The following is a 21,554-nucleotide window of genomic DNA, read 5'->3' as shown; positions in this document are numbered from 1 at the left end:
AATCCAGGCCCATGCCCTCAAAGCGATCTTCGGTGGTATTGCGTGCCTGGCCGCGTGACAGCGACACAGTGGGGTCGATGTCGATGATAAAGGTCAGATCAGTTTCGACCGCGATCATCATTTGGTGAAGCTGATCAACGGTTGCGCGCAAATCCGCCCGTGCCGCCCCCTGGTAAACGCGGGTTGAATCGACGTAACGGTCGCTGATTACGGTCGCGCCCTGGCTAAGCGCGGGCAGGATCGTGCGCTCAAGATGGTCGCGGCGCGCGGCATTGAAAAGCAATAGCTCGGTCTCGGGGGACCAACGCTCTGTTCGACCCTCGACCAAAAGTTTGCGGATTTCCTCGGCGCCTGGACTGCCGCCGGGCTCGCGGGTCAGGACGACGTCCCGACCCGTTGCGCGCAGATCATCGGCAAGACGGCGCGCTTGCGTGCTTTTTCCCGAACCGTCGATGCCTTCAAAGCTGATGAACATAAGGCGATCAGCTTCCTGTTGCGTCGAGCGCCTTGCGTCCGAGGCGGGCAGCGGCGCTTTGAAGGCGGCCAAAGACCCCAGCGGTATCGACATCTGAAGCCGCGATCAGCGGAATGCGCGATTCACCGGTGCCGGGGATGGTGATCAGCAAGTCGCCCACGCGGGTGCCAGCCTTGATCGGCGCCTCGATCGGGCCGTCAAAAACAGCCTCGGCGGTGATGCCGGATTGGGTGCCTGCGGGGATCAAAACCTTGACCCCATCGGTTGTCGTCAGGCCCACGCGGCTGCGATTTCCCAACCAGACAGGGGCTTGCGCCACGATTTCACCCTTGGGCACCACGGTGCGCATGGTGAACTGACGGAAGGCCCAGTTCACGATACGCTCGGATTCCTCGGCGCGGGATTTATCGTCAGGCAGACCGGCAATCACAAAAACGACCCGGCGACCGGCTTGCACCGCAGAGCCAACCAGACCAAAGCCTGCCTCTTGCGTATGGCCCGTTTTCAACCCGTCTGCGCCAATCCCCAGTTTGAGCAACGGGTTGCGGTTATAGCGGTTCGCAGGGGCGCGGTTGTCATAGGGGAATTCTTCAATCGAGAAATATTTATACATCTCGGGGAAGTCGATGATGAGATGCTGGGCCAGGATGCCCAGATCATGCGCCGTCATCTGATGGCCAGGTGCGGGCCAACCCGAAGCATTGACGAAATGCGAGTTGGTCAAACCCATCGCCTTGGCGCGTTCGGTCATCTGGCGGGCAAATGCCTCTTCGGTGCCGGCAAGCCCCTCGGCGACGACGACGCAGGCATCATTGCCTGACAGCACGATCATACCCTTGATCAGCTCTTCGACCGTTGGGCGGTCGTTTTCATTCAGGAACATGGTCGAGCCCTGCATCTGCCGGGCCTTGGTCGAGACCGGCAAACGCGAATCAAGCTGAACGCGACCCTCATGGACAGCTTCGAACAGCATATAGATGGTCATCAGTTTCGACATCGAGGCCGGTGGAAGCGCCTCATCGGCGTTTTTTTCCATCAGGACCGTACCCGTCTCGACATCATAGACCCATGCCGCTCGGGCATTGGTGTCGAAAGCCAGTGCAGGGGCAACCATCGAGAGCAGGGCGCAGATGCCAAGGATAAGGGCGCGCATGAAAAGTCCTTTGCCTGTCGCTTTTGGCAGTATGACTATAGCACAGGGGGGCACGCCGCAACGGCGGCGCCCAAGGAATTCAGGGAAGTGAAGCTGTCACAGCGGCTTTTCCGACAATCTGCGGAAGTTGAAGGGCCGCGCATTGAGAATACCAGCGCGCGAAAGCGCTTAATAGCTGCGGATCAGCCCAACCAGCCGTCCCTGAACCTTGACCATGTTTTCGGGCAGCAGCCGCGTCTCATAGGCCTGGTTTGCAGCCTCAAGCGCGATCAGGCCGTTGCGGCGGCGATAGCGTTTCAGCGTGGCCTCATGTCCTTCGACAAGCGCGACGACGATATCACCGTTATCGGCCGTATCCTGTTCACGGATCACGACCACATCGCCATCATTGATGCCGGCCTCGATCATCGAGTCGCCCCGCACCTCAAGGGCGTAATGGTGATCGCGGGTCGACAGCATGCTGCCCGGTACCGCAATGTGATGAGAAATCTCGGAAATCGCTTCGATCGGGACGCCAGCTGCGATGCGACCCATGACCGGCAGCTCGACTGCTGCGGATTCGCTGACCGGCATTGCATTTTTCGGGGGCGCCGGGCGCGGGGCGGCCTTGCCCCCGTCAATGGCGCGTGGTCTGAACTCTGACGTTTTGACCAAAGCATCGGGCAGGCGTACGATTTCAAGTGCACGCGCGCGATGGGGCAGGCGGCGGATAAAGCCGCGTTCCTCCAAGGCTGTCACCAGACGATGGATGCCTGATTTCGAGCGAAGATCCAGCGCCAGCTTCATTTCGTCGAAAGAGGGCGGAACGCCGTCACGCGCCAATCGCGCTTGAATGAATTCGAGCAACTGGATCTGTTTCTTGGTCAGCATGGTGATCCCCGATCAGCGCGACAATTTATGTTCAGCTTATGTTCTATCTTCGTGCAGCAATTCCGTCAACGAGATGAACCGATTCGCGTGAACAAAAGGTTAATCTCGCTGCATTTCCGGGCTTCAGGACCGCAGGGGCAGGTATTCGACCATCTCGCCCACCTGTCGCGCCGGATCGTCGGCGGGGCGGATCAACAGGGCATCGGCCTGTGCCAAAATGCCAAGCCTTGCGGAATCCTGGTCAGCAAAGGCCACAATTTCCGGCAAATCCAAGCCAGGTTTCAGGCTTGCGCGCAGGAAATGCATACGGTTACCTTCGCGAGAAAGCTCAGCGCCCAGACGCGCGCGCAGGATTTTGCGCGGCAGATCCAGCCCCTGCATCGCGGCCAGCAAGGGCTGAAGAAACAAGATGGCACAAACGATGGATGAGACAGGGTTTCCAGGAAGCCCCAACATCGCACTTTGCCCGATGCGCCCCGCCATCAATGGCTTTCCGGGCCGCATTGCCAGCTTATAAAAGGATCGCTCAAGCCCCATATCGGCCGCGACTTTTGCGACCAGATCATGGTCGCCGACGGATGCGCCGCCGATCGTCACCAAAAGGTCGGCGCCGCGCGCGGCGTCAAACCCAGAGCGCAGGCTTTCTTCGGTGTCGCGGGCAATGGGAAGAATGCGAACCTCGGCACCTGCTTCGCGCGCAAGACCAGCAATCGCGATATCATTCGAGCAGATGATCTGACCGGGACCCGGCTGGGTGCCCGGGCGCACCAGCTCGTCTCCGCCCGCAAGGACCGCGACAATCGGACGACGCGCCACGGTCACTTTCGCGACGTTCATCGCTGCCAGCAGCGCCAAATCGGAAGGGGCCAACGGGCGCGGTGGCTGAAAGTGAAAGCCCTGCGCGAAATCATTGCCCTTGGCGCGGATATTGGGGTTGGTGGTCGTGGCGGTAACGGTGATCTCGTCTTGCTCGCGGCTGACGATTTCCTGCATGACGACGCGGTCGTAACCCGCAGGGACCGGAGCCCCCGTGAAGATGCGAATAGCCGTGCCCGGCTGGGCGCTGCCGGACCAGGGCGCGCCAGCGGCGGCGGTTCCGATCACGCGCAACGGGCCGGGCAGGTCAGCGCCGCGCAGGGCGTAGCCATCCATTGCGGCTGCATCGAAGGGCGGCTGGGTCATCTGCGCGACAGCTGGCGCGATCATGACGCGGTGAAGCGCATCCTCGATTGCGATCTCTTCGGATTGGGGCGGGCGCGCCAATGCCAGAACCAGCCGGGTCGCCTCATCAACGCTAATCATGTCGCTATGAAGTCCCCAGATTTACCACCCGTTTTCGACAAAAGCCGGATGCCCTCGATCCGCATGTCCTTTTGTGCGGCCTTGAGCATGTCATAGACCGTCAGGCAGGCCGTCGATACGGCGGTCAGCGCCTCCATCTCGACCCCTGTGCGTCCGGTGGTCGAAACGGTTGCGGTGATGCGAATGCCGGGCAGCTGATCGTCAACTTCAAGTTCGATCGCGACCTTGGAAATTGGCAGCGGGTGGCAAAGTGGGATCAGATCCGAGGTGCGTTTGGCCCCCATGATCCCTGCAAGACGCGCCACGCCCAAGACATCGCCCTTGGCCGCGCCGGCACGTGCCAAGGCCAGCGTTTGTGCCGACATGATCACTTGCCCTTCGGCGATCGCGGTCCGTGCGGTTTCCGCTTTGCCCGAGACATCGACCATATGCGCCTGACCGCGATCATCGAAATGGGTCAGGCTCATGGCGCAAGGCCCAGGATTTGACGGGTCGCTGCTGCGACATCTTGTTGACGCATCATGCTTTCGCCAATCAGGAAGCGCTTGATACCGGCATCAGCCATCACATTCAGATCGGCCGGTGTGAACAGCCCGCTTTCGCAAACGATATCGCGATCGGCGGGAATATGGGGGGCCAGCTCTAGCGTGACATCCAGCGAAACCTCGAAGGTCTTGAGGTTGCGGTTATTCACGCCCACCAGCGCCGATTTAAGGGCCAATGCGCGGTCCAGCTCGTCGCGGTTATGGACCTCGATCAGCGCGTCCATTCCCCAATGGCGCGCGGCATCCTCAAGCTCGGCGGCCAGAACATCATCAACCGATGCCATGATGATCAGGATGCAATCGGCGCCCCAGGCGCGCGCCTCGGCGACCTGATAGGTATCATAAAGGAAATCCTTGCGCAGAACCGGCAGATTGCAGGCAGCGCGGGCTTCGGTCAGGAACTCGGGTGCGCCCTGAAAGCTGGGGCCATCGGTCAGGATCGAAAGGCAAGCGGCACCGCCTTGTTCATAGGCCTGGGCCAGTGCGGGCGGGTTGAAATCGGGCCGGATCAGCCCTTTCGAGGGGCTGGCCTTTTTAATTTCGGCAATCAGCGCATGGCCCGTTGCGGCTTTGGCGCTGAGTGCGCCTGCAAAATCGCGCAGGGGGCCAGCGTCGCGGGCCTGAGCCTCGATGCCCGAAAGCGGGCGCTCGGCTTTGGCTTTAGCAATTTCTTCAAGCTTATAGGCTTTGATGCGATCAAGAATATCCATGGAGAGAGTCTAACCTTGAGGGGGATTCGGGGAAAGCCCCGTCCAGTCGATGATGGGTTCACCCTGCCGGGCCAGCCATTGGTTGATCTGGCTGAACGGGCGCGAGCCGAAAAAGCCTCGGCGTGCGGACAAGGGCGAGGGATGGGCGGTCGCAAGCGTCAGATCGCAGTCGCGCGGCAGATTTGCGACGGCTTTCTGCGCATGGGCGCCCCAAAGCAGAAAAGCGAGGGGACGTTGGGTTTGCGCCTTGATGACCGCTTGGCGAGCCAGTCGATCCCAGCCCCATTTCGCATGGGCACCCGCCTCGCCGGGGGGGACGCTCAGCGAGGTATTGAGCAGCAAGACACCTTGCCGGGCCCAATGGCTAAGATCGCCGTTGCTGGGCGTTGCGCCCAGGTCGCTGTCCATTTCCTTATAGATATTGGCCAGCGAGCGCGGCAGCGCGGTTTCAGGAGTCACCGAAAAGGCAAGGCCATTGGCATGGCCCGGCGTTGGATAGGGGTCTTGGCCCAAAATCACAACGCGCACCCTCTCGGGGGGCGTCAACGCCAGCGCGGCAAAGACGCGATCAGGTCCGGGCAGCCAGTTCAGACCCTGAAGCCGGGCCTCGATTGCCGGCCAGTCCTGCGTGAAAAAGGGCAGATCCAGCCAGCTTTGGGGCGGCTTCATAGCTCGGGTGGGCCGGTATATCCGGCCAAAGCGTCCAGTTTGGCCTGCGCCTTGCCGGAATCTAGGGAATCCGCCGCGATTTCAACGCCTTCACGCAGATTTGCAGCCCGTCCCGCGATCAGTAGGGCGGCTGCGGAATTCAGCAAAACTGCATCGCGATATGCGTTCTTTTCCCCTGCAAGAATGGCGCGGGCCGCCGCTGCATTCTGGGCCGGCTCACCGCCAACGATCTCTTCGAACGGATGGACGGGAAGGCCGGCATCCTCGGGCGAGATCTCAAATTCGGTGATGACGCCGTCTTTCAACTCGGCAACCCAGCTGGTTCCGGCAATCGACAGCTCATCCGTGCCATCGCTGCCATGTACCAGCCATGCCTGCTCAGAACCCAAGGCTTGCAGGGTTTCAGCCATGCGGCGGTTCCAGTCGCGATGGAAGGTGCCCGTCAACTGGCGCTTGACGCCCGCGGGGTTGGTCAGCGGCCCAAGCAGGTTGAAAATCGTGCGCGTGCCAAGCTCGGTGCGGGCTGGGCCAACATGGCGCATGGCCGGGTGGTGCACCGTGGCCATCATAAAGCCGATGCCGACATCGCGCAGTGCGGCTTGTGCAATATCGGGCGTGCTAAGCACATTGATACCCAGATGCGTCAGCGCATCCGCCGAGCCTGACTTCGAGGACAGGTTCCGGTTGCCATGTTTGGCAACCACGACGCCTGCGCCTGCAACAACCAGTGCCGATGCGGTCGAAATATTAAGCGTGCCCTTGCCGTCACCGCCCGTTCCCACGATGTCGATGGCGCCTTCGGGGGCGGTGATGCGGTTCATGACTGCGCGCATGGCACGGGCGGCGGCGGCGATTTCCTCGACGGTTTCGCCGCGCACCCGCAGCGCCATCAGCAGCCCGCCAATCTGGGCGGGGGTCGCGGCGCCGTTGAACAAGGCGGCAAAGGCCGCCTCGGCTTCTTCGCCGGTCAGCGAGCGGCTGGCCGCGACCGAGATCAAAGGGCGAATATCTTGCACGATGCTCATGCGGCGGCCCCGGTTTTATTGGTGGTGCGACGCAGGAAATTCGCGATCATTTCATGGCCATGTTCCGAGGCGATGGATTCAGGGTGGAACTGGACCCCCTCGATCGGCAGGCTGCGATGCTGCAGGCCCATGATCGTGCCATCCGCGCTGGTGGCCGTGACGCGCAAAACGTCGGGCAGGGTTTCAGGATCCACCGTCAACGAATGATAGCGCGTTGCCTTGAACGGCGAGGGCAGGCCCGCGAAAACGCCGGTGCCGTCATGGGTGATGTCATCTGTCTTGCCATGAACCACACGGCTGGCACGGATGACCTTGCCGCCAAAGGCCTCGCCAATCGCCTGATGGCCAAGGCAAACCCCGAACAGCGGGGTCCCACGTTCGGCTGCGGCCCGGATCAGCGGTACGATGATCCCCGCCTGTGCCGGGTCACAGGGCCCCGGCGAGACCAAGATGCCCGAGGCGCCCATCGTCAAGGCCTCCTCAACCGTAAGGGCATCGTTGCGGCGGACAACGACCTCTGCGCCGGCCTCGCCCAGATAATGAACGAGGTTCCAGGTAAAGCTGTCGTAGTTGTCGATGAGCAGGATCATGGCGGTGCCTTGCTTTGGGGGGTGAACCCCGGGAATTCTGCGGCTATAGATGTGCCAAAGCAACGCCCGGGGTCAACCCCGCGGGGGTAAGAAAAACAGGGACGGATACAGGCAGGACCAATGGCTCGGGGCTTCGCAAAAGGTCTGTTTCAGGGGGCTATCCTCTGTGGTGCGGCGCTGGCGGCTTTGTCGCTGGCCTTGCCCATACCCGATTCCACGATGCCTGTCGGCAGCAATGCGCGCTCGGCGCCCGGACCTGATGCAGCCAATATGGAGCTGCCGGTCGGTTCGGAATTTGCGCGCAGTGACGATATGCAGCCCATCAGCCCTGCACCGCTGACACGACCGGAAATGGCGGCTTTGGGCGACGCGCCCATCGTTCAGGTTCCAGCCGATGAGACCGCCCCACGCCTTGCGACCGCGACGGCACTGCGCCCCGAAATGGCGACGCAGGCCCCCGGCGCGCCTTTGGTGCTAAGCCCCGTGCGCGAGAATCTGGAACTGCCAGCGGCACCCAGTCATGAGGCCCCGATCCCGGTCGCGCCGCCTGGTCGCGTGGTGACACCTGCGCTTGATCGTATGCCCGAAGGGCTTGGTCAAACACTGGCCGGGGCTGATGAAGGTTTGCCCCAGACCCCGTCGCAAAACCCGCAAGATCGTGACCCACGCCCCCATACGCCCAATGCGCCCAAACCGCCGCAATTGGCCGTGGCTGGGGCGCCCGCCGCAACGGTTGGTGCCGATCCGTCCGATTCAGGCGCGGCTCATGCTGCTCATAATGCCGCGCCGCAAGCTGTCGTGGCGCAAAGCACGACCCCGGCATCCACTGCGCGGCAGCCCGCGCCGGTGCTTTTGCCCGCAGGTGCTGCGACACAGCTGCCGCGCCCCGCAGCGCTTGATCTTTCCACCCCGCCGGATCTGGGCGGGCTGGGTCTTGTTTCCCGTCCTTGAACCTTAGGCCTGACATGCATCCGCTGAATCCTGCAGTTGCCGCGACCTTCCGCCCCCCGGTCATGGAGGCGCGCCGGTGGTTGGAAGGCGTCGACTTTCCTGAATCCCGCCCCCTGATCAACGTCAGTCAGGCCGCCCCCCTGGACCCGCCCCCCGAGGGACTGCGCCGCGTCATTGCCGATGCGGCCCTGAACCGCCCCGAGGCCCATCTTTACGGCCCCGTTCTTGGCAATCGTGACCTGCGCGAGGCGGTGGCGTCAGAATGGAGCCACGCCTATCACGGTCCGGTTTCCCCCGAAGAGGTTGCGATCACGCAGGGATGCAACCAAGCCTTTTGCGCGGCGATTGCTACGGTTGCAGGGCAGGGCGATGAGGTGATCATTCCGGTGCCATGGTATTTCAACCACAAGATGTGGCTGGATATGCAGGGCATCAAGGCGGTGCCGCTGACCTGCGGCCCCGGCATGATCCCCGACGCCGATGAGGCCGCGCGCCTGATTACCGCCCGCACACGCGCCATTGTTCTGGTCACGCCGAACAACCCGTCAGGGGCGGAATATCCCGCGGAAACGATTCGCGGCTTTTTCGAACTGGCGCGTGGGCGCCGTCTTTCGTTGATCGTGGATGAAACCTACCGCGACTTCGACAGCCGTGACGATGCGCCGCATGATCTTTTTACCGACCCCGATTGGGGCGATACGCTGATCCAGCTTTACTCTTTCTCCAAGGCTTACCGCCTGACCGGCCACCGCGTTGGGGCATTGATTGCCAGCCGCGCGCGCATGGTCGAGGTCGAGAAGTTTCTGGATACGGTCGCGATCTCGACTGGCCAGTTGGGCCAGATCGGCGCGGCCTGGGGCATGGCAAATCTGGGTGAATGGCTGGCGGGCGAGCGTATCGAGGTGATGGCGCGCCGTGATGCCATGCGTGCGGGAATGGCGGCGCTGCCCGGCTGGAAGCTGAAGGGCTGCGGTGCTTATTTCGCCTGGGCCGAGCATCCTTGGGGCATGTCCTCGGCGGATCTGGCCAAGCGTCTGGTACGCGAGGCGGGGGTCCTGCTTTTGCCCGGTACGATGTTCATGCCGGTCGATGATCCGGCGGGGCCTCGCCATGTGCGCATTGCCTTTGCCAATGTCACCGCGCCCAAAATCAGCGATCTTATGGAGCGCCTCGCGGGCTTTCAGCCTTAGGGGGTTTGCCCCAGAACACTTGCCGCGCCAAGCAGAGCGCCCTACACACAGCCCGACACAGAACAGACAGGCAGCACAAAACATGAGCAAGATCCGGAGCAAAGGCAAATCCACGATCGTCTGGATCTTGATGGGGATGCTGCTTTTGGGGCTGGGAGGTTTCGGCGTCGAAAACTTCACCAGCTCGGGCGCTGATATCGGCAAGGTCGGAAGCATCACGATTTCCTCGGATGATTACGCCCGTGGCCTGCGCAGCGAGATGCAGGGCTTTGCCGCCCAAACTGGCCGCAACCTGACCAAAGAAGAGGCCCAATCCGTGGGCCTTCCTCAGATGGTTTTGTCTCGTCTGGTTCTGTCTGCCTCGCTTGAAGATGAGGCAAAGCGGCTTGGGATTTCGGTTGGTGACAAGACCGTGGCCGATCAGCTGGTCGATGCAGGGGCATTCAAGGGCCTGAACGGCCAGTTCGATCCCGCGATCTACGCAGATGTGCTGCGCCGTGAAGGGCTGACTGTGCGCGAGTTCGAAAACGATCTGCGCATGGATGCAGCCCGCATGATCTTGCAGCGCGCCGCCGTTTCGGGCGTGAAGGCGCCGGATGTGGTCTCGAACCTCAGCGCGTCCTGGATGCTTGAGACGCGCAATGTCGCATGGCAGGAACTGGTTGCCGCAGATCTGTCCGCGCCCATCGTTGCGCCGGATCAGGCGACGCTCGAGGCTTGGCATCAGGCCAATGCAGACCGCTTTACCAAACCCGAGGCGCGCAAGATCTCTTACGTCTGGCTGACCCCCGAGATGATCGAGGACAAGGTTCAGATCGACGATCAGGCACTGCGCGATCTGTATCAGGAACGGATTGCCGAGTTCCAAAAACCCGAGCGCCGCATGGTCGAGCGTCTGGTCTTTCAAAACGAAGCCGAGGCCGAGGCCGCTAAAGCGCGCCTTGATAAAGGCGAGATCGGCTTTGAGGCTTTGGCCAATGAGCGTGGCCTGAACCTAAGCGACATCGATCTGGGTGAGGTCACCAAGGCCGAGCTGGGTGCGGCCGGGGATGCCGTCTTTGCACCCGAACAGCCCGGCGTGGTTGGTCCCGTCAAAATCGATCTGGGTGCTGCGCTTTATTCGATGAATGCCATCCTCGAGCCGCAGGACATTCCCTTCGAGCAGGCCAAATCCGAGCTGCGCGGCGAGGCTGCATTGGATCGCGCCCGTCGCCAGATCGATGATCTGCGCAGCCAGGTTGATGATTTGATCGCCGGGGGTGCCTCGCTTGAGGATGTGGCCAAGGACACCGAACTTGAGTTTGGCCAGATCGAATGGACCGACAAGGATCAGCCGCAACATGGCAGCATCGCCGCCTATCCTGACTTCCGCACCTATGCGTTGAACCTGACGCCCGAGGATTTCCCCGAGCTGCATGATCTGGACGATGGCGGTATCTTTGCGCTGCGTCTTGACGAAATCGTGCCGCCCAGCCTGATCCCCTTTGCCGAGGTCAGCGACCGCGTGCGTGACGATTGGATTGCCAGCGAGACCCATCGCCAGTTGTTGGCCCTTGGCGCCGAGCGCAAGCTGGCGGCAATGGCTGAAACCATGTCCAAGCAAGATGCCGCAGCCCAAGAGGCCGCAACCGACGGCGCAACCCCTGCCACGGAACCTGCAGCTGACGCAGATGCGACAGCGGCACCTGTGACCCCAGAAGCTGGCAATGGCGCGGTTGCAGGCACTGACGCCTCGGGCGCCACTGCGCCGGTCGCGGCGGCCGAATGGCATGTTGTGCCCGATCTGGCGCGTGACGGCTTTATCGAGGGGACGCCCCAGGCCTTGGTCACTGGCGCGTTCGATCTCAAAGAGGTGGGTGACGCCGATGTCGTGACTGCGGAAAATCGCGTCTTTCTGGTTCGCCTTGATGCGATCAATAAGGCCGATCTGAAATCCGATCGCGCTCAGCAAGTTCTGGGCGGTGTGCAGGGCCGACTGGGCGATGCGATGAAGCAGGATTTCTTTGACTATTACGCCCGTGCGGTTCAGGCCGCGCAGGGGATCACGATTAATCAGGCTGCGATTGACGCAGTCAATGCGCGGATGTGACAGATGGATCTGGCCCCGGAATTTGGCGAATTTGAACGCGGCTGGGCTAAGGGTCTGAACCAGCTGGTGACCCTGCGGCTGGCGGCGGATCTGGATACGCCCGTCAGCCTGATGCTGAAACTGGCCGAAGCGGCGCCCATGAGCTTTATGCTTGAAAGCGTCACCGGCGGTGAGGTGCGTGGGCGTTACTCGATCGTTGGCATGAAGCCCGACCTGATTTGGGAATGCCGTGATGGCAAGGCATTCGTGAACCGCAATGCCCGCTACAGCAAAGACTTTCAGCCCGATGACCGCGCGCCTCTTGATAGCCTGCGTGCGCTGATTGCCGAAAGCCGGATCGAGATGCCCGAGGGTGTCCCGCCGGTCGGCGCAGGGCTTTTTGGCTATCTTGCCTATGACATGATCCGTCTGGTCGAGCATCTGCCCGATGTGAACCCGGACCCCTTGAACCTGCCGGATGCAATGCTGCTGCGCCCTACGGTCGTCGCAGTTCTGGATGGTGTCAAAGGCGAGGTCACGCTTTGCGCACCCGCATGGTATCAGGACGGCATTCCCGCCCGCGCAGCCTATGCCCAGGCTGCCGAGCGTGTGATGGAGGCGTTGCGCGCGCTTGATCGCCAGCCCTATGAGCCGCGCACATTGGGCAAGGATATGAAGGTCGGCGAGCCCCGCTCGAACTTCACGCGCGAGGGCTATCTGGCTGCGGTCGAAAAGGCCAAGGACTATATCCGCGCGGGTGATATTTTTCAGGTTGTGCCAAGCCAGCGCTGGTCGATGGATTTCCCATTGCCACCCTTTGCGCTTTATCGCTCGCTGCGCCGCACCAACCCATCGCCCTTCATGTTCTTCCTGAACCTCGACGGCTTTCAGATCGTCGGCGCCAGCCCTGAAATTCTGGTCCGTCTGCGTGACGGAGAGGTCACGGTTCGCCCGATCGCCGGCACCCGCAAACGCGGTGCCGACGAGGCCGAGGATCGCGCCCTCGAGGCAGATCTTCTGAGCGATCAAAAAGAGCTGGCCGAGCATCTGATGCTGCTTGATCTGGGCCGCAATGATGTGGGCCGTGTTGCCAAAATCGGCACGGTGCGTCCGACCGAAAAGTTCACGATCGAACGCTATAGCCATGTCATGCACATTGTCTCGAATGTGGTGGGTGAACTGCGTGAGGGCGAGGATGCGCTTTCGGCCTTGCTGGCTGGCATGCCGGCGGGCACCGTTTCAGGTGCGCCCAAGGTTCGCGCGATGGAGATCATCGACGAGCTGGAACCCGAAAAGCGCGGCGTTTACGCTGGCGCTGTCGGCTATTTCGCTGCCAATGGCGAGATGGATATGTGCATTGCGTTGCGCACGGCCGTGGTCAAGGACGAGACGCTTTATATTCAGGCCGGTGGCGGGGTTGTTTACGACAGCGATGCCCAGGCTGAATTCGAAGAAACCGAGAATAAAAGCCGCGCCCTGCGCCGCGCCGCCGAAGAGGCTGCGCGTTTCGTGCGCGGGGGCAACGGCTAGGGCGCGTTCAGCAGGGGCGCTTGCAGGGGGCTGGGGCACGCTTCAGACCCCGGAAGCACTGCTAGGCCTGACCCCGTCAGGGGAAATCGGATGAGCGCGGGCGGCGATTAGCTGGCCCGCGCTTTCCATTCACGCCAAGTCAGCCAGATGATGAAAGCATCAAAGGCCGATAATGCGATCATGACCATGCTGCCGGTATGCCACCAATCCAGCATCTGCCAAACGATAAAGCCTGCCATCACCACCATCGCGATCGGATAGGCGCTATACCACTGGCGTACCAGCGCATAGACCACCAGCAGCTTCACCATACCATGGCCGATCATATAGATCGCCCAGAAGTGCAGGTGCTGACTGGCCATGCCATTCAAGTGATGGGTCAGGAAAAGCGCCAACCGGTCATCGGGATCGGCCACGGCGCGGTGCAATCCTGTCTGTTGCAGGAAATGCAGCGCGCGCAGGCTAAGCGGCGTCAGCAGCAAAATACCGAAAAGGGTCTCGAAGCTGGCGAAAATTCCTTTGAGAAGGACCGAAGCTTCAAAGACCCAATGCAGCAGACGCCGGCTGGCCGCGATCATCAGTCCTCGCCGCGCAGCGGCTGGACATATTGCAAGGCCATATCCCAAGGGAAGAAAATCCAGGTGTCCTGGCTGACCTCGGTGACATAATCTTGCACCATCGGCTTGCCTTTTGGCTTGGCGTAGACCGTGCCGAAATGGGCTTTGGGGTACATTTCGCGGACCAGTTCCAGCGTGCGGCCGGAATCCACGAGATCGTCGATCACCAAAATACCCTCGCCATCGCCCATCAGCGCGGGATCGGGTGATTTCAGCACTTCAAGCCCGCCCTGTTCCTGCTTGTGATAGGATTTGACGGAGATCGTGTCGATGGTGCGGATATCAAGTTCGCGGGCAACGATCATCGCCGGAACCAGGCCGCCGCGGGTAATTGCGACGACAGCGCGCCAATCACGCCCATCCAGCCGCCATGCTAGGGCGCGGGCATCACGGTGCATCTGGTCCCAGCTGACATGAAAGCCTTTTTCATGAGGGAGGCGCTCGGTCATGGGAAGAATCCTTGATTAATGATTCAGGACCAATAGCAGACCAAGCAAGCCCATCGCCAGTGCCGCTGCACGGTCAATCCAGAATTTCGCAGCGAAATAACGGTTACGCATGATGGTTGCCGACATCGAGGTGGCAATCAACGTATACCAGAATAGCTCGGTTCCAAGGCAGGTCAGATAGATCACCGCCTTCTGCGACAGTGCCAGCTCTTGGGGAAAGGCCCACAGAATCAGCGCCGCATAAAAAAGTACGGGCTTGGGATTCGAGAGGTTAAGCGTGATCCCGCCCCAAAATCCCTCGCTTGCGCCGCCCGCAGCCTTGGGCAGGGGCATGGTCGAGGCGCGCCATAGCTGCACCGCGAACCAGATCAGGTAAAATCCCCCAAAGATCTTCATCGCGGCAAAAAGGGTCGGATGAAGGCGAAAGATCACCGCAAGGCCCAGCAGCGCGGAAATGCACCAAAGCGAGGCCCCGGTGGCAAGGCCAAGGGCATATGGCAGGGCGCGTGCCCTGCCATATTGAAAAGCCGCCTGAATCGCCGCGATGATTGCCGGACCAGGCGTTAAAATGGCCAGCGACAGGGCCGAAATCAACTTCAGAAATTCCTCAAGGTTCATTTCGGCCAGCCGCCAGCTGCTTATTCTTTGTGCGTGGTCGCGATGTCAGGCGCGTCAACCGCCTTCATGCCGACGACATGATAGCCGGCATCGACATGATGGGTTTCGCCCGTCACGGCCGAACCCATGTCCGACAGCAGGTAAAGTGCGGATTTTCCGACCTCATCCTGTGTGACATTGCGACGCAGCGGCGAGTTCAGCTCGTTCCATTTCATGATGTAACGGAAGTCACCAATGCCGCTGGCGGCCAATGTCTTGATGGGGCCTGCCGAGATTGCGTTGACGCGGATGCCGTCCTTGCCGAGATCTTCGGCAAGATAGCGCACCGAGGCCTCAAGCGCGGCTTTGGCCACGCCCATGACGTTGTAATGCGGCATGACCCGCTCGGCGCCGTAATAGGTCAGCGTCAGCAGGCTTCCGCCATTTGGCATCATCGCGGCTGCGTGACGTGCAACCGAGGTGAATGAATAGACGGAAATATCCATCGTCATCATGAAGTTGTCGCGCGTCGTATCGGCATAACGCCCGCGCAGCTGATCCTTGTCGGAAAAGCCGATCGCATGGACGACAAAGTCGATATTGTCCCAACGCTGCCCCAGCTTTTGGAACAGTTCGGCCACCGAGCTTTCATCGGACACGTCGCATTCAACGACAAAATCCGACCCGATTTGTGCGGCCAGTGGGTCAACGCGCTTTTTCAGCGCATCGCCGTGATAGGAGAAAGCCAACTCGGCACCGGCATCAGCGAGCGCCTTTGCAATGCCCCAAGCAATTGACTTGTCATTCGCCAGACCCATGATAAGTCCGCGCTTACCCTGCATCAATCCTTGCCCGCTCTTGCTTGACATAAAGATGTCCCTCGCGATTTTCTTCGATTAGGCAAGGATTAAGACAAGAGTGAAGGGGCATCAAGTGTTCGGAGCTGACCCTAAATGAGCGACCAAAGCGGCATTTTCGCCGGAAACGATCCTTTTGATATCGCCCGCACTTGGCTTGCCGAGGCCGCCAAGACCGAACCCAATGATCCCAATGCCATCGCGCTGGCGACAGTGGACGAGGCGGGGCTGCCGGATGTGCGCATGGTGCTGCTCAAGGAAATCGACGGGGCAGGGGCCGACGGTTCATTCGTGTTTTACACGAATTACGAAAGCGCCAAGGGCTGCCAGATTGAAAAAACCGGCGTTGCGGCCTTTGTTTTGCATTGGAAATCCTTGCGTCGTCAGATCCGGGTTCGTGGCCATGTCACCCGCGAAGAGGGGCCGCAGGCCGATGACTATTACCGCTCGCGCGCGCTGAATTCGCGCATCGGCGCCTGGGCCTCGGCGCAAAGCCGCCCGCTGGAAAGCCGGGCTGAACTGGTGGCCGAGGCTGCGCGCCAAGGCCTCATTCACGGGTTGTCTCCGCGTCGCCCGCCTTTTTGGGGCGGATACCGCATTCGCCCTGTCCAGATCGAGTTTTGGGCCGATGGCGCCTTCCGGTTGCATGATAGGTTCCGCTGGGTGCGAAATGAAAGCATCAGTGAAAACAGAGAACTATCGCAAACGGCACAAGGCATGGGTGAAAAGCTGTGGACTGTGACACGTCTTAGCCCTTGATTCCAGAACGCAATGAACTCATGGTAAGGAAAACCTGACCATCTAGTCTCTGAACCGGCCGGAACTAAAATTTGAAGTTTCCTGTTTTCTGGAGTGCCAGATTTCTGGAATGATTGTCTTTCACGAGCGTAGGGCCGATAGAGGAAGCGTGACATTATGACCGACACTGGCGGCCCCAAACGCCCGATCACAGGTGTGATCAAATGGTTTGACGCAGCGCGGGGCTTTGGATTTTTGACCGTTGTCGAGGGCGAGGGCTGTGACGTGCTGCTGCACGCCAACGTCTTGCGCAACTTCGGGCAAAGTTCAGTGGCGGATGGCTCGCGGGTCGAGCTGATCGCTCAGGAAACCGCACGTGGCCTTCAGGCGATCGAAGTTCTGTCGATCGAGCCTCCGGCGACCGGGGCCATGCCGCCCATTGCGGATCTTAGCAACGCTGCCACCGAAGATGTCGAGCGTCTGCCGCTGCTTCCCGCACGAGTGAAATGGTTCGACAAGGCCAAGGGATTTGGCTTTGCGACGATATTCGGCCAGAAGGGCGATATATTCCTGCATATCGAAGTCCTGCGTCACGGCGGCTTTGCCGATCTTATCGTCGGCGAGGCGATTGCGATTCGCGTGGTCGATGGCCGGCGCGGGCTGATGGCGGCCCAGATCCTAAGCTGGGACCGCGTGGTCGAGATCGAGCGACCCACCATTACCGGGGGCATTCCGTTGCTGCTGAAGCCGCGCCTTGTCGCCGGAGTCCTATGAGGTCGCGTTTGCGCCTGATTTTTCCCTTTTTCCTAGCGATGACCTCGGCTGCTTCGGCGGCCGAAATTGCCTGCGACATGGATCATGTCATCTTCCAGACCCCCAAGGGTCCAGCGTCGATCCAGGTGGAAATTGCCGATGACGCCGCCGAACGGGCAAAGGGGCTGATGTTTCGCAAAGAGCTTGCCCAAGGCAAGGGGATGCTCTTTGTCTATCAAGCGCCTCAGCCGGTCAGCTTCTGGATGCGCAATACGCTGATTCCGCTGGATATTGTTTATCTTGATGCGCAAGGTGTGATCCGCCACATCCATGAAATGGCTAAGCCCTTGGATGAGACACCCCTTCCCGGACATGCGCCCGATGATCGCGATACGGACCGACTGTTTGTGGTCGAGCTACCCGGCGGCGACGCTGCCCGCATCGGCCTTGCGCCGGGGCAGGCGATGGCCCATCCGCTGGTGCCCGCAAATAACGCCGCGATTTCATGTAAGTGACGATTGACCCTTTCCCCTTTCGAATTCACCCGCTATGACATGCCGAGTTCGGGGCGTAGCGCAGCCTGGTAGCGCGACGGTTTTGGGTACCGTAGGCCGGAGGTTCGAATCCTCTCGCCCCGACCACAACTTAGCTGACATTTCCGTATCTGGTTTGCAGTCTGGTTGGCATCTTATTCCTCCTTTTGCTCGACCGCGCCTTTAAGGCAAGGTTATTGCCTATCTATCGGCGCTCTGCGCAGGGTATGGCGTTCGATGATCTTGGTCAGGCATTCAAGGGGACATCCCATATATTTGGCAACTCCCTAGGATCGGCGTCGGCCTGAAAGAGGCTTTGCCACAGCTGTGCCGCACCATCCGCTGACGCCAGCCTTTCAGCTTACCCTTTTGCCTCTTGGGTGCGGCGGTCTGGGTTGTGACCCACTGGCAGGTGATTGGCGCATTCGGGCACATTTGGATTTGAGATAAATTTTACCCGTGCCACAGCCACAGGTAGCAAAGATGGGGCATCCCGCTTGCATTTGCTGCTTGGGTTGGCAATGCGGTGACCCCGGCCATAACTGGCGACTTGGTTTAGCAAAGCGTGTCCAGCCAGCCGCAGCGGACCCTTGGCCGCCATGACCTGGGCTGGTTGCGTGCAAGTGCGGCGACTTGGGCGAGGAAAGCCCGTGGAGGGTCTCGGCAAAAGCTCTCCTTCTGGAACCTGCTTTGGCATCAGTGCTCTGAGAGTTGCGCGGCGACCTCACGCCAAGGCGCGGTCTTGGTGATTGCCATCGCTATCGCTAAAGCGAACTTGCTCGACTGACCTTGCTTTAGGATCTTATCCAAGCCGTGGTGACCTTGAAGGCTTGGAAATCAGCCGCGTTGATCTGGGTTGGATCTCAGGCTGGATCGGTTGCGCCGCCTGTGTGGAACAGTGGTGACGAGATCGAGGCGCGCTGCAAAGGGTAGCGCATTGGGTGGTTTGCTGTGCGCTGGCCGGGCAAGAAGCAATTAATCAGATCTATCAGACCGTCCAGTGCAGCGTGCCCGGTCAGGCGATTGACCCCGATGGGGGCGACGCCAAGGCGCAAGACCCCGACAGATCGGCAGGGTTGAGATCAGCTACCCTCGGCTGGGATGGGGCAGAGGTGTCATCGTTAGAGCGAATCGCTTTGACGCGATAGCCTTGGTCTATGTGCAACCTTTATCAAACCGCCAAATCGGCTGACCTGATTGCGCAGGCTTTTCCCGCCAATCTGCGCGATCTTGCTGGCAATGAGCCGTGGTCCGAGGACGTCTATCCAGATCGGCTCGCGCCGATTATTCGGAACGACGGTGATGGGCTTGTCATCGCCAAAGCACGCTGGGGCATGCCGACACCGCCGACCTATCTTAAGACAGCCCGAGATCCCGGCGTGACCAATGTGCGCAACACAGCCTCGCCACATTGGCAGCGCTGGCTGGGGGCTGGGCATCGTTGCCTCGTTCCGATGGTGCGATTCTGCGAGCCAGGGGCCGATCACACGCCTGTGTGGCTTGCCCTTAGGGATGAGCGGCCGATGTTCTTTGCGGGCATTCAAACTCAAGGCTGGGTCTCGGTTCGCAAGGTTAAAGACGGCGAAACGACGGATGATTTATTCGCAATTTTAACCTGTCCGCCAAATGCCGAGGTTGCCGCGATCCATCCCAAGGCTATGCCTGTCATTTTGACCGAGCCGGATGAGTGGAAAGCGTGGCTAAGTCTTGAGTGGGATCAGGCGCGGCTGCTTCAGCGACCGTTACGCGATGGCTCGCTGCGCATGGTCTGACCCTTCCACTCTTCTTTTGCCGTCCCACGAATGGCTAACGACCTACCCAAGACTTATGGGACGTTTGACCGCCCTTGCGGGCAGATTTGCCGTGCCAGCGGATGATGCGTTGTTGCCTGTAGTCCAACGGTTGGCACGGTGCAGGGGGGCAAGCGTCTGGGGCGTGACGAACGGTGGATCATGTGGTGTGCCCACAGTCTGTCACGATGTCGAGGGCGTCGCTTCCATCAGCGCAGCGCGTCCGATCGTCTCGCAAGTGGGAATGGCGGGCGACTGATCTTGCGGCGATCGTGACAATCTTTGTGGAAAGCGATCGCCCGGTTGGCATGACGATTGGAATGGTTCACGAGGGAAGGGCCGCTTTCACGGCCCTTTTTGCTCACGTGAGCGAGTTACATGATCAATGGCCTGTTATGCTGCACATGGCGAACTGCAAGCTTACGAGCTTGCCTGCCAGACAGCAGTTGGCGCGCAGGAGGTGTCGTGTAATCACGGTCTGCAAGCTCTGGGAACAGCTTGAAAATCTCGGCCCGAGCAGCAGGTCCAACGAGCTTGAGAGCCTCGGGGCCGGTGTAAAGCGACTCGGTTTCGGCGCCGTTGGAAAGAACGACCTCGTGATTGTCGAACAGGATGTGGAAGTATTCCACCTCGGTAAGATCTTTGGCGATGTCGATGCCCTGAACCTGCAAAAGCTGTTTCGCAGCCACCAGAACTTCGTCGGTCGCGAAAAGCTTTTGCGCAACCTTCGAGCGCACCAGAATGCGGTGCTGGGGCGACACCAAAAGATCAGAGGTGGGCGTATTATTACCCAGCGCCCCGACTTGAATCCGAATGGGATGCAGCTCGGGCTGTGCAGCAAGAGCACGTGCCGAGAGGCGGCTGTTTCCAATCCATTTCACGGACTGAAGGCCGTTATCTTTGGTCCAGACCTGATCACCAACCGCGAGCGAATCAATCACGACTGCGCCGTGAGCGGTTTCGATCATCGTGCCCGAGACGAAACACGGGGCCACTTCTTGCTCAATGATGCTGATGGTTTCGCTATCGACGTTGCTGTTTGGCACATAGGTCAGCTCGGCACCCGACGGCGGCCATTCACCATCAAATGTAAAGCCGATGAACGTATGTGCATCAGGGCGACTATCGGCCGCTTTGAATGCCGTCAGTGCAACCAGAGTGTAGGTTTTCTGAACGCCATCGACCATTGCGGTGAAGTTGACTTCATATTCATCCGCGATTGCATCCCCCGGCGAGGCGTAGCCGATCGCGTTCTGGATCGTCTGCAGCGATTTGCCCTCTTTCCACCAACTGTCATCATTGAGGTGGTCGGGGTCGCTGTCATTGTCGATTATCGTGGCGTGAACAACATCGTCGCCGTTGTAGGAAATCGTGCGAGGCGTAGCCCAATTCCACAGCCCGCCATCAGTGGCATGATTGCTTGAGGTCCAAGGCGTGTTGGGCACTCCATCCAGAAACGAGGAGAGCTTGTCGATCGGAATAATGGAAATGTTATAGGTAGCCAATTCTCTCACCAAAGTTGAACGTACCGCAAACTCACAACGAGCCGACTTCGCCTACTGCTTTGGTATGAAAGCTTAATCAGACGGCGTTAACTCATCGTACAGGTTATTAAAAATTAACCTACTCTCCTATTAGTTGAGTTGAGTGAATGGCGCAATAAACTAATCCTATCAGGTAAAAGCCTTTGGTCTGTCAGGCGGACGCGGCTGATCGCTATCTCTGCGCATCGAGTTTGGTATTTGGGTGAGCGGTAGGGGGCGACAAGGGGACGGATCCGCACATTCAGTGCATATCCGGGAGCGCCCGTGCGCTGTGCAGTGCATAAATTAAATATTTTTTATAAATGCGATTGCGATTTCAAGGGCTGATTTTTCTGGCGGCTAAAGAGGGAACGTGGGCCAAGTGACCAGCTGAAGCGACTCGCTTAGGCGCAGGCGGTGCCAATTCTTTCTCGTGGCAATGAATGGGCAGATCATTCGTAACGGCTACGACTTAAGAATGGCGTTCTGCACCACGGGAATGCGATGTGATGCCCAAGTTAACCCCATTCATCTTGCTTGGCAGGCGTGACTGTATCCGCAATTGCGCGACGCAGACTGTAATCCCGGTCAGCCCTTGCGGGGCGCGGTGGTGGCCACG

The 21,554-nt window shown here is 60.0% G+C and carries 22 protein-coding genes and 1 tRNA gene; 9 read left to right on the top strand and 14 right to left on the bottom strand.

Translation table 11 applies throughout. From position 1 onward, the window contains the following. The 9 genes from tmk to RTS12_RS06465 all read right to left on the bottom strand — a co-directional run. Positions 1–475, bottom strand: a 475-nt coding sequence (gene tmk / locus RTS12_RS06505) for a dTMP kinase (protein ID WP_312526639.1), incomplete at its 3' end; no start/stop codon positions are given. A 7-nt stretch (positions 476–482) separates the two neighbouring features. After that, the gene (locus RTS12_RS06500) at positions 483–1,628 is read right to left on the bottom strand and encodes a D-alanyl-D-alanine carboxypeptidase family protein (RefSeq protein ID WP_312526638.1); all 1,146 of its coding nucleotides are present in this window, start codon (positions 1,626–1,628) and stop codon (positions 483–485) included. 168 nt (positions 1,629–1,796) lie between these two features. Then, positions 1,797–2,498, bottom strand: coding sequence for a transcriptional repressor LexA (gene lexA / locus RTS12_RS06495; protein ID WP_312526637.1), 702 nt, complete (start codon positions 2,496–2,498; stop codon positions 1,797–1,799). A gap of 123 nt (positions 2,499–2,621) precedes the next feature. Continuing rightward, the gene (gene glp, locus RTS12_RS06490) at positions 2,622–3,800 is read right to left on the bottom strand and encodes a gephyrin-like molybdotransferase Glp (protein ID WP_312526636.1); all 1,179 of its coding nucleotides are present in this window, start codon (positions 3,798–3,800) and stop codon (positions 2,622–2,624) included. Then, entirely contained in the window at positions 3,797–4,267 is a 471-nt protein-coding gene (gene moaC, locus RTS12_RS06485) for a cyclic pyranopterin monophosphate synthase MoaC (protein WP_312526635.1), read from the bottom strand. The genes glp and moaC overlap by 4 nt, the downstream gene beginning before the upstream one ends. Further along, positions 4,264–5,055 (bottom strand): indole-3-glycerol phosphate synthase TrpC, encoded by a 792-nt coding sequence (trpC, locus tag RTS12_RS06480; protein ID WP_312526634.1) that lies wholly within the window; start codon positions 5,053–5,055, stop codon positions 4,264–4,266. The genes moaC and trpC overlap by 4 nt, the downstream gene beginning before the upstream one ends. Before the next feature lie 9 nt (positions 5,056–5,064). Then, the gene (locus tag RTS12_RS06475) at positions 5,065–5,724 is read right to left on the bottom strand and encodes a uracil-DNA glycosylase (protein ID WP_312526633.1); all 660 of its coding nucleotides are present in this window, start codon (positions 5,722–5,724) and stop codon (positions 5,065–5,067) included. Beyond that, on the bottom strand, positions 5,721–6,749 hold the full coding sequence (gene trpD, locus RTS12_RS06470; RefSeq protein ID WP_312526632.1) for an anthranilate phosphoribosyltransferase: 1,029 nt from the start codon (positions 6,747–6,749) through the stop codon (positions 5,721–5,723). The genes RTS12_RS06475 and trpD overlap by 4 nt, the downstream gene beginning before the upstream one ends. Next, a complete protein-coding gene (locus RTS12_RS06465) occupies positions 6,746–7,339 on the bottom strand; it encodes an aminodeoxychorismate/anthranilate synthase component II (RefSeq protein WP_312526631.1) in 594 nt (197 codons plus the stop codon). The genes trpD and RTS12_RS06465 overlap by 4 nt, the downstream gene beginning before the upstream one ends. 120 nt (positions 7,340–7,459) lie before the next feature. Between RTS12_RS06465 and RTS12_RS06460 the strand changes: the two genes are divergently transcribed. The 4 genes from RTS12_RS06460 to trpE all read left to right on the top strand — a co-directional run bounded on the left by RTS12_RS06460 (position 7,460) and on the right by trpE (position 13,078). Beyond that, the gene (locus RTS12_RS06460) at positions 7,460–8,290 is read left to right on the top strand and encodes a hypothetical protein (protein WP_312526629.1); all 831 of its coding nucleotides are present in this window, start codon (positions 7,460–7,462) and stop codon (positions 8,288–8,290) included. 14 nt (positions 8,291–8,304) lie between these two features. Next, entirely contained in the window at positions 8,305–9,480 is a 1,176-nt protein-coding gene (locus tag RTS12_RS06455; RefSeq protein WP_312526628.1) for an aminotransferase, read from the top strand. 82 nt (positions 9,481–9,562) lie between these two features. After that, positions 9,563–11,569, top strand: coding sequence for a peptidylprolyl isomerase (locus RTS12_RS06450; protein ID WP_312526626.1), 2,007 nt, complete (start codon positions 9,563–9,565; stop codon positions 11,567–11,569). A 3-nt stretch (positions 11,570–11,572) separates the two neighbouring features. Further along, a complete protein-coding gene (gene trpE / locus RTS12_RS06445; RefSeq protein ID WP_312526625.1) occupies positions 11,573–13,078 on the top strand; it encodes an anthranilate synthase component I in 1,506 nt (501 codons plus the stop codon). A 107-nt stretch (positions 13,079–13,185) separates the two neighbouring features. On the opposite strand, the gene RTS12_RS06440 is transcribed toward trpE, so the two are convergent. From RTS12_RS06440 to fabI, 4 genes are read right to left on the bottom strand one after another with little or no spacing between them, the layout of a single operon-like run. Beyond that, positions 13,186–13,656, bottom strand: a complete 471-nt coding sequence (locus tag RTS12_RS06440; RefSeq protein WP_312526624.1) for a DUF2127 domain-containing protein — start codon at positions 13,654–13,656, stop codon at positions 13,186–13,188. Beyond that, complete coding sequence (gene gpt, locus RTS12_RS06435) at positions 13,656–14,144, bottom strand: xanthine phosphoribosyltransferase (protein ID WP_312526623.1); 489 nt, start codon at positions 14,142–14,144, stop codon at positions 13,656–13,658. The genes RTS12_RS06440 and gpt overlap by 1 nt, the downstream gene beginning before the upstream one ends. Positions 14,145–14,159: 15 nt before the next feature. Further along, positions 14,160–14,762, bottom strand: coding sequence for a LysE family translocator (locus RTS12_RS06430; RefSeq protein ID WP_312526621.1), 603 nt, complete (start codon positions 14,760–14,762; stop codon positions 14,160–14,162). Positions 14,763–14,782: 20 nt separating this feature from the next. Further along, positions 14,783–15,610: an enoyl-ACP reductase FabI gene (gene fabI / locus RTS12_RS06425; RefSeq protein ID WP_312526619.1), complete on the bottom strand. Its 828-nt coding sequence runs from the start codon at positions 15,608–15,610 to the stop codon at positions 14,783–14,785. A gap of 84 nt (positions 15,611–15,694) precedes the next feature. Between fabI and pdxH the strand changes: the two genes are divergently transcribed. The 5 genes from pdxH to RTS12_RS06400 all read left to right on the top strand — a co-directional run bounded on the left by pdxH (position 15,695) and on the right by RTS12_RS06400 (position 19,394). After that, a complete protein-coding gene (gene pdxH, locus RTS12_RS06420) occupies positions 15,695–16,357 on the top strand; it encodes a pyridoxamine 5'-phosphate oxidase (protein ID WP_312526617.1) in 663 nt (220 codons plus the stop codon). A gap of 156 nt (positions 16,358–16,513) precedes the next feature. Next, positions 16,514–17,110: a cold shock domain-containing protein gene (locus RTS12_RS06415; protein ID WP_312526615.1), complete on the top strand. Its 597-nt coding sequence runs from the start codon at positions 16,514–16,516 to the stop codon at positions 17,108–17,110. Continuing rightward, positions 17,107–17,604 (top strand): DUF192 domain-containing protein, encoded by a 498-nt coding sequence (locus RTS12_RS06410; protein WP_312526613.1) that lies wholly within the window; start codon positions 17,107–17,109, stop codon positions 17,602–17,604. The genes RTS12_RS06415 and RTS12_RS06410 overlap by 4 nt, the downstream gene beginning before the upstream one ends. A 49-nt stretch (positions 17,605–17,653) precedes the next feature. Continuing rightward, a tRNA-Pro gene (locus RTS12_RS06405) sits at positions 17,654–17,730 on the top strand. A 1,049-nt stretch (positions 17,731–18,779) separates the two neighbouring features. Continuing rightward, a complete protein-coding gene (locus RTS12_RS06400) occupies positions 18,780–19,394 on the top strand; it encodes an SOS response-associated peptidase family protein (RefSeq protein WP_312526611.1) in 615 nt (204 codons plus the stop codon). Between the two features lie 392 nt (positions 19,395–19,786). Here the strand turns inward: RTS12_RS06400 and RTS12_RS06395 are convergent, their stop codons facing one another. Next, positions 19,787–20,917, bottom strand: a complete 1,131-nt coding sequence (locus tag RTS12_RS06395) for a Hint domain-containing protein (RefSeq protein ID WP_312526610.1) — start codon at positions 20,915–20,917, stop codon at positions 19,787–19,789. Positions 20,918–21,554 lie beyond the last annotated feature (637 nt).

This window comes from Paracoccus sp. (in: a-proteobacteria) (genome assembly GCF_032007265.1).
GTDB lineage: Bacteria > Pseudomonadota > Alphaproteobacteria > Rhodobacterales > Rhodobacteraceae > Paracoccus.
The sequence above is the reverse complement of the archived record's forward strand: the minus strand, read 5'-3'. Positions and strand labels throughout refer to the sequence as shown.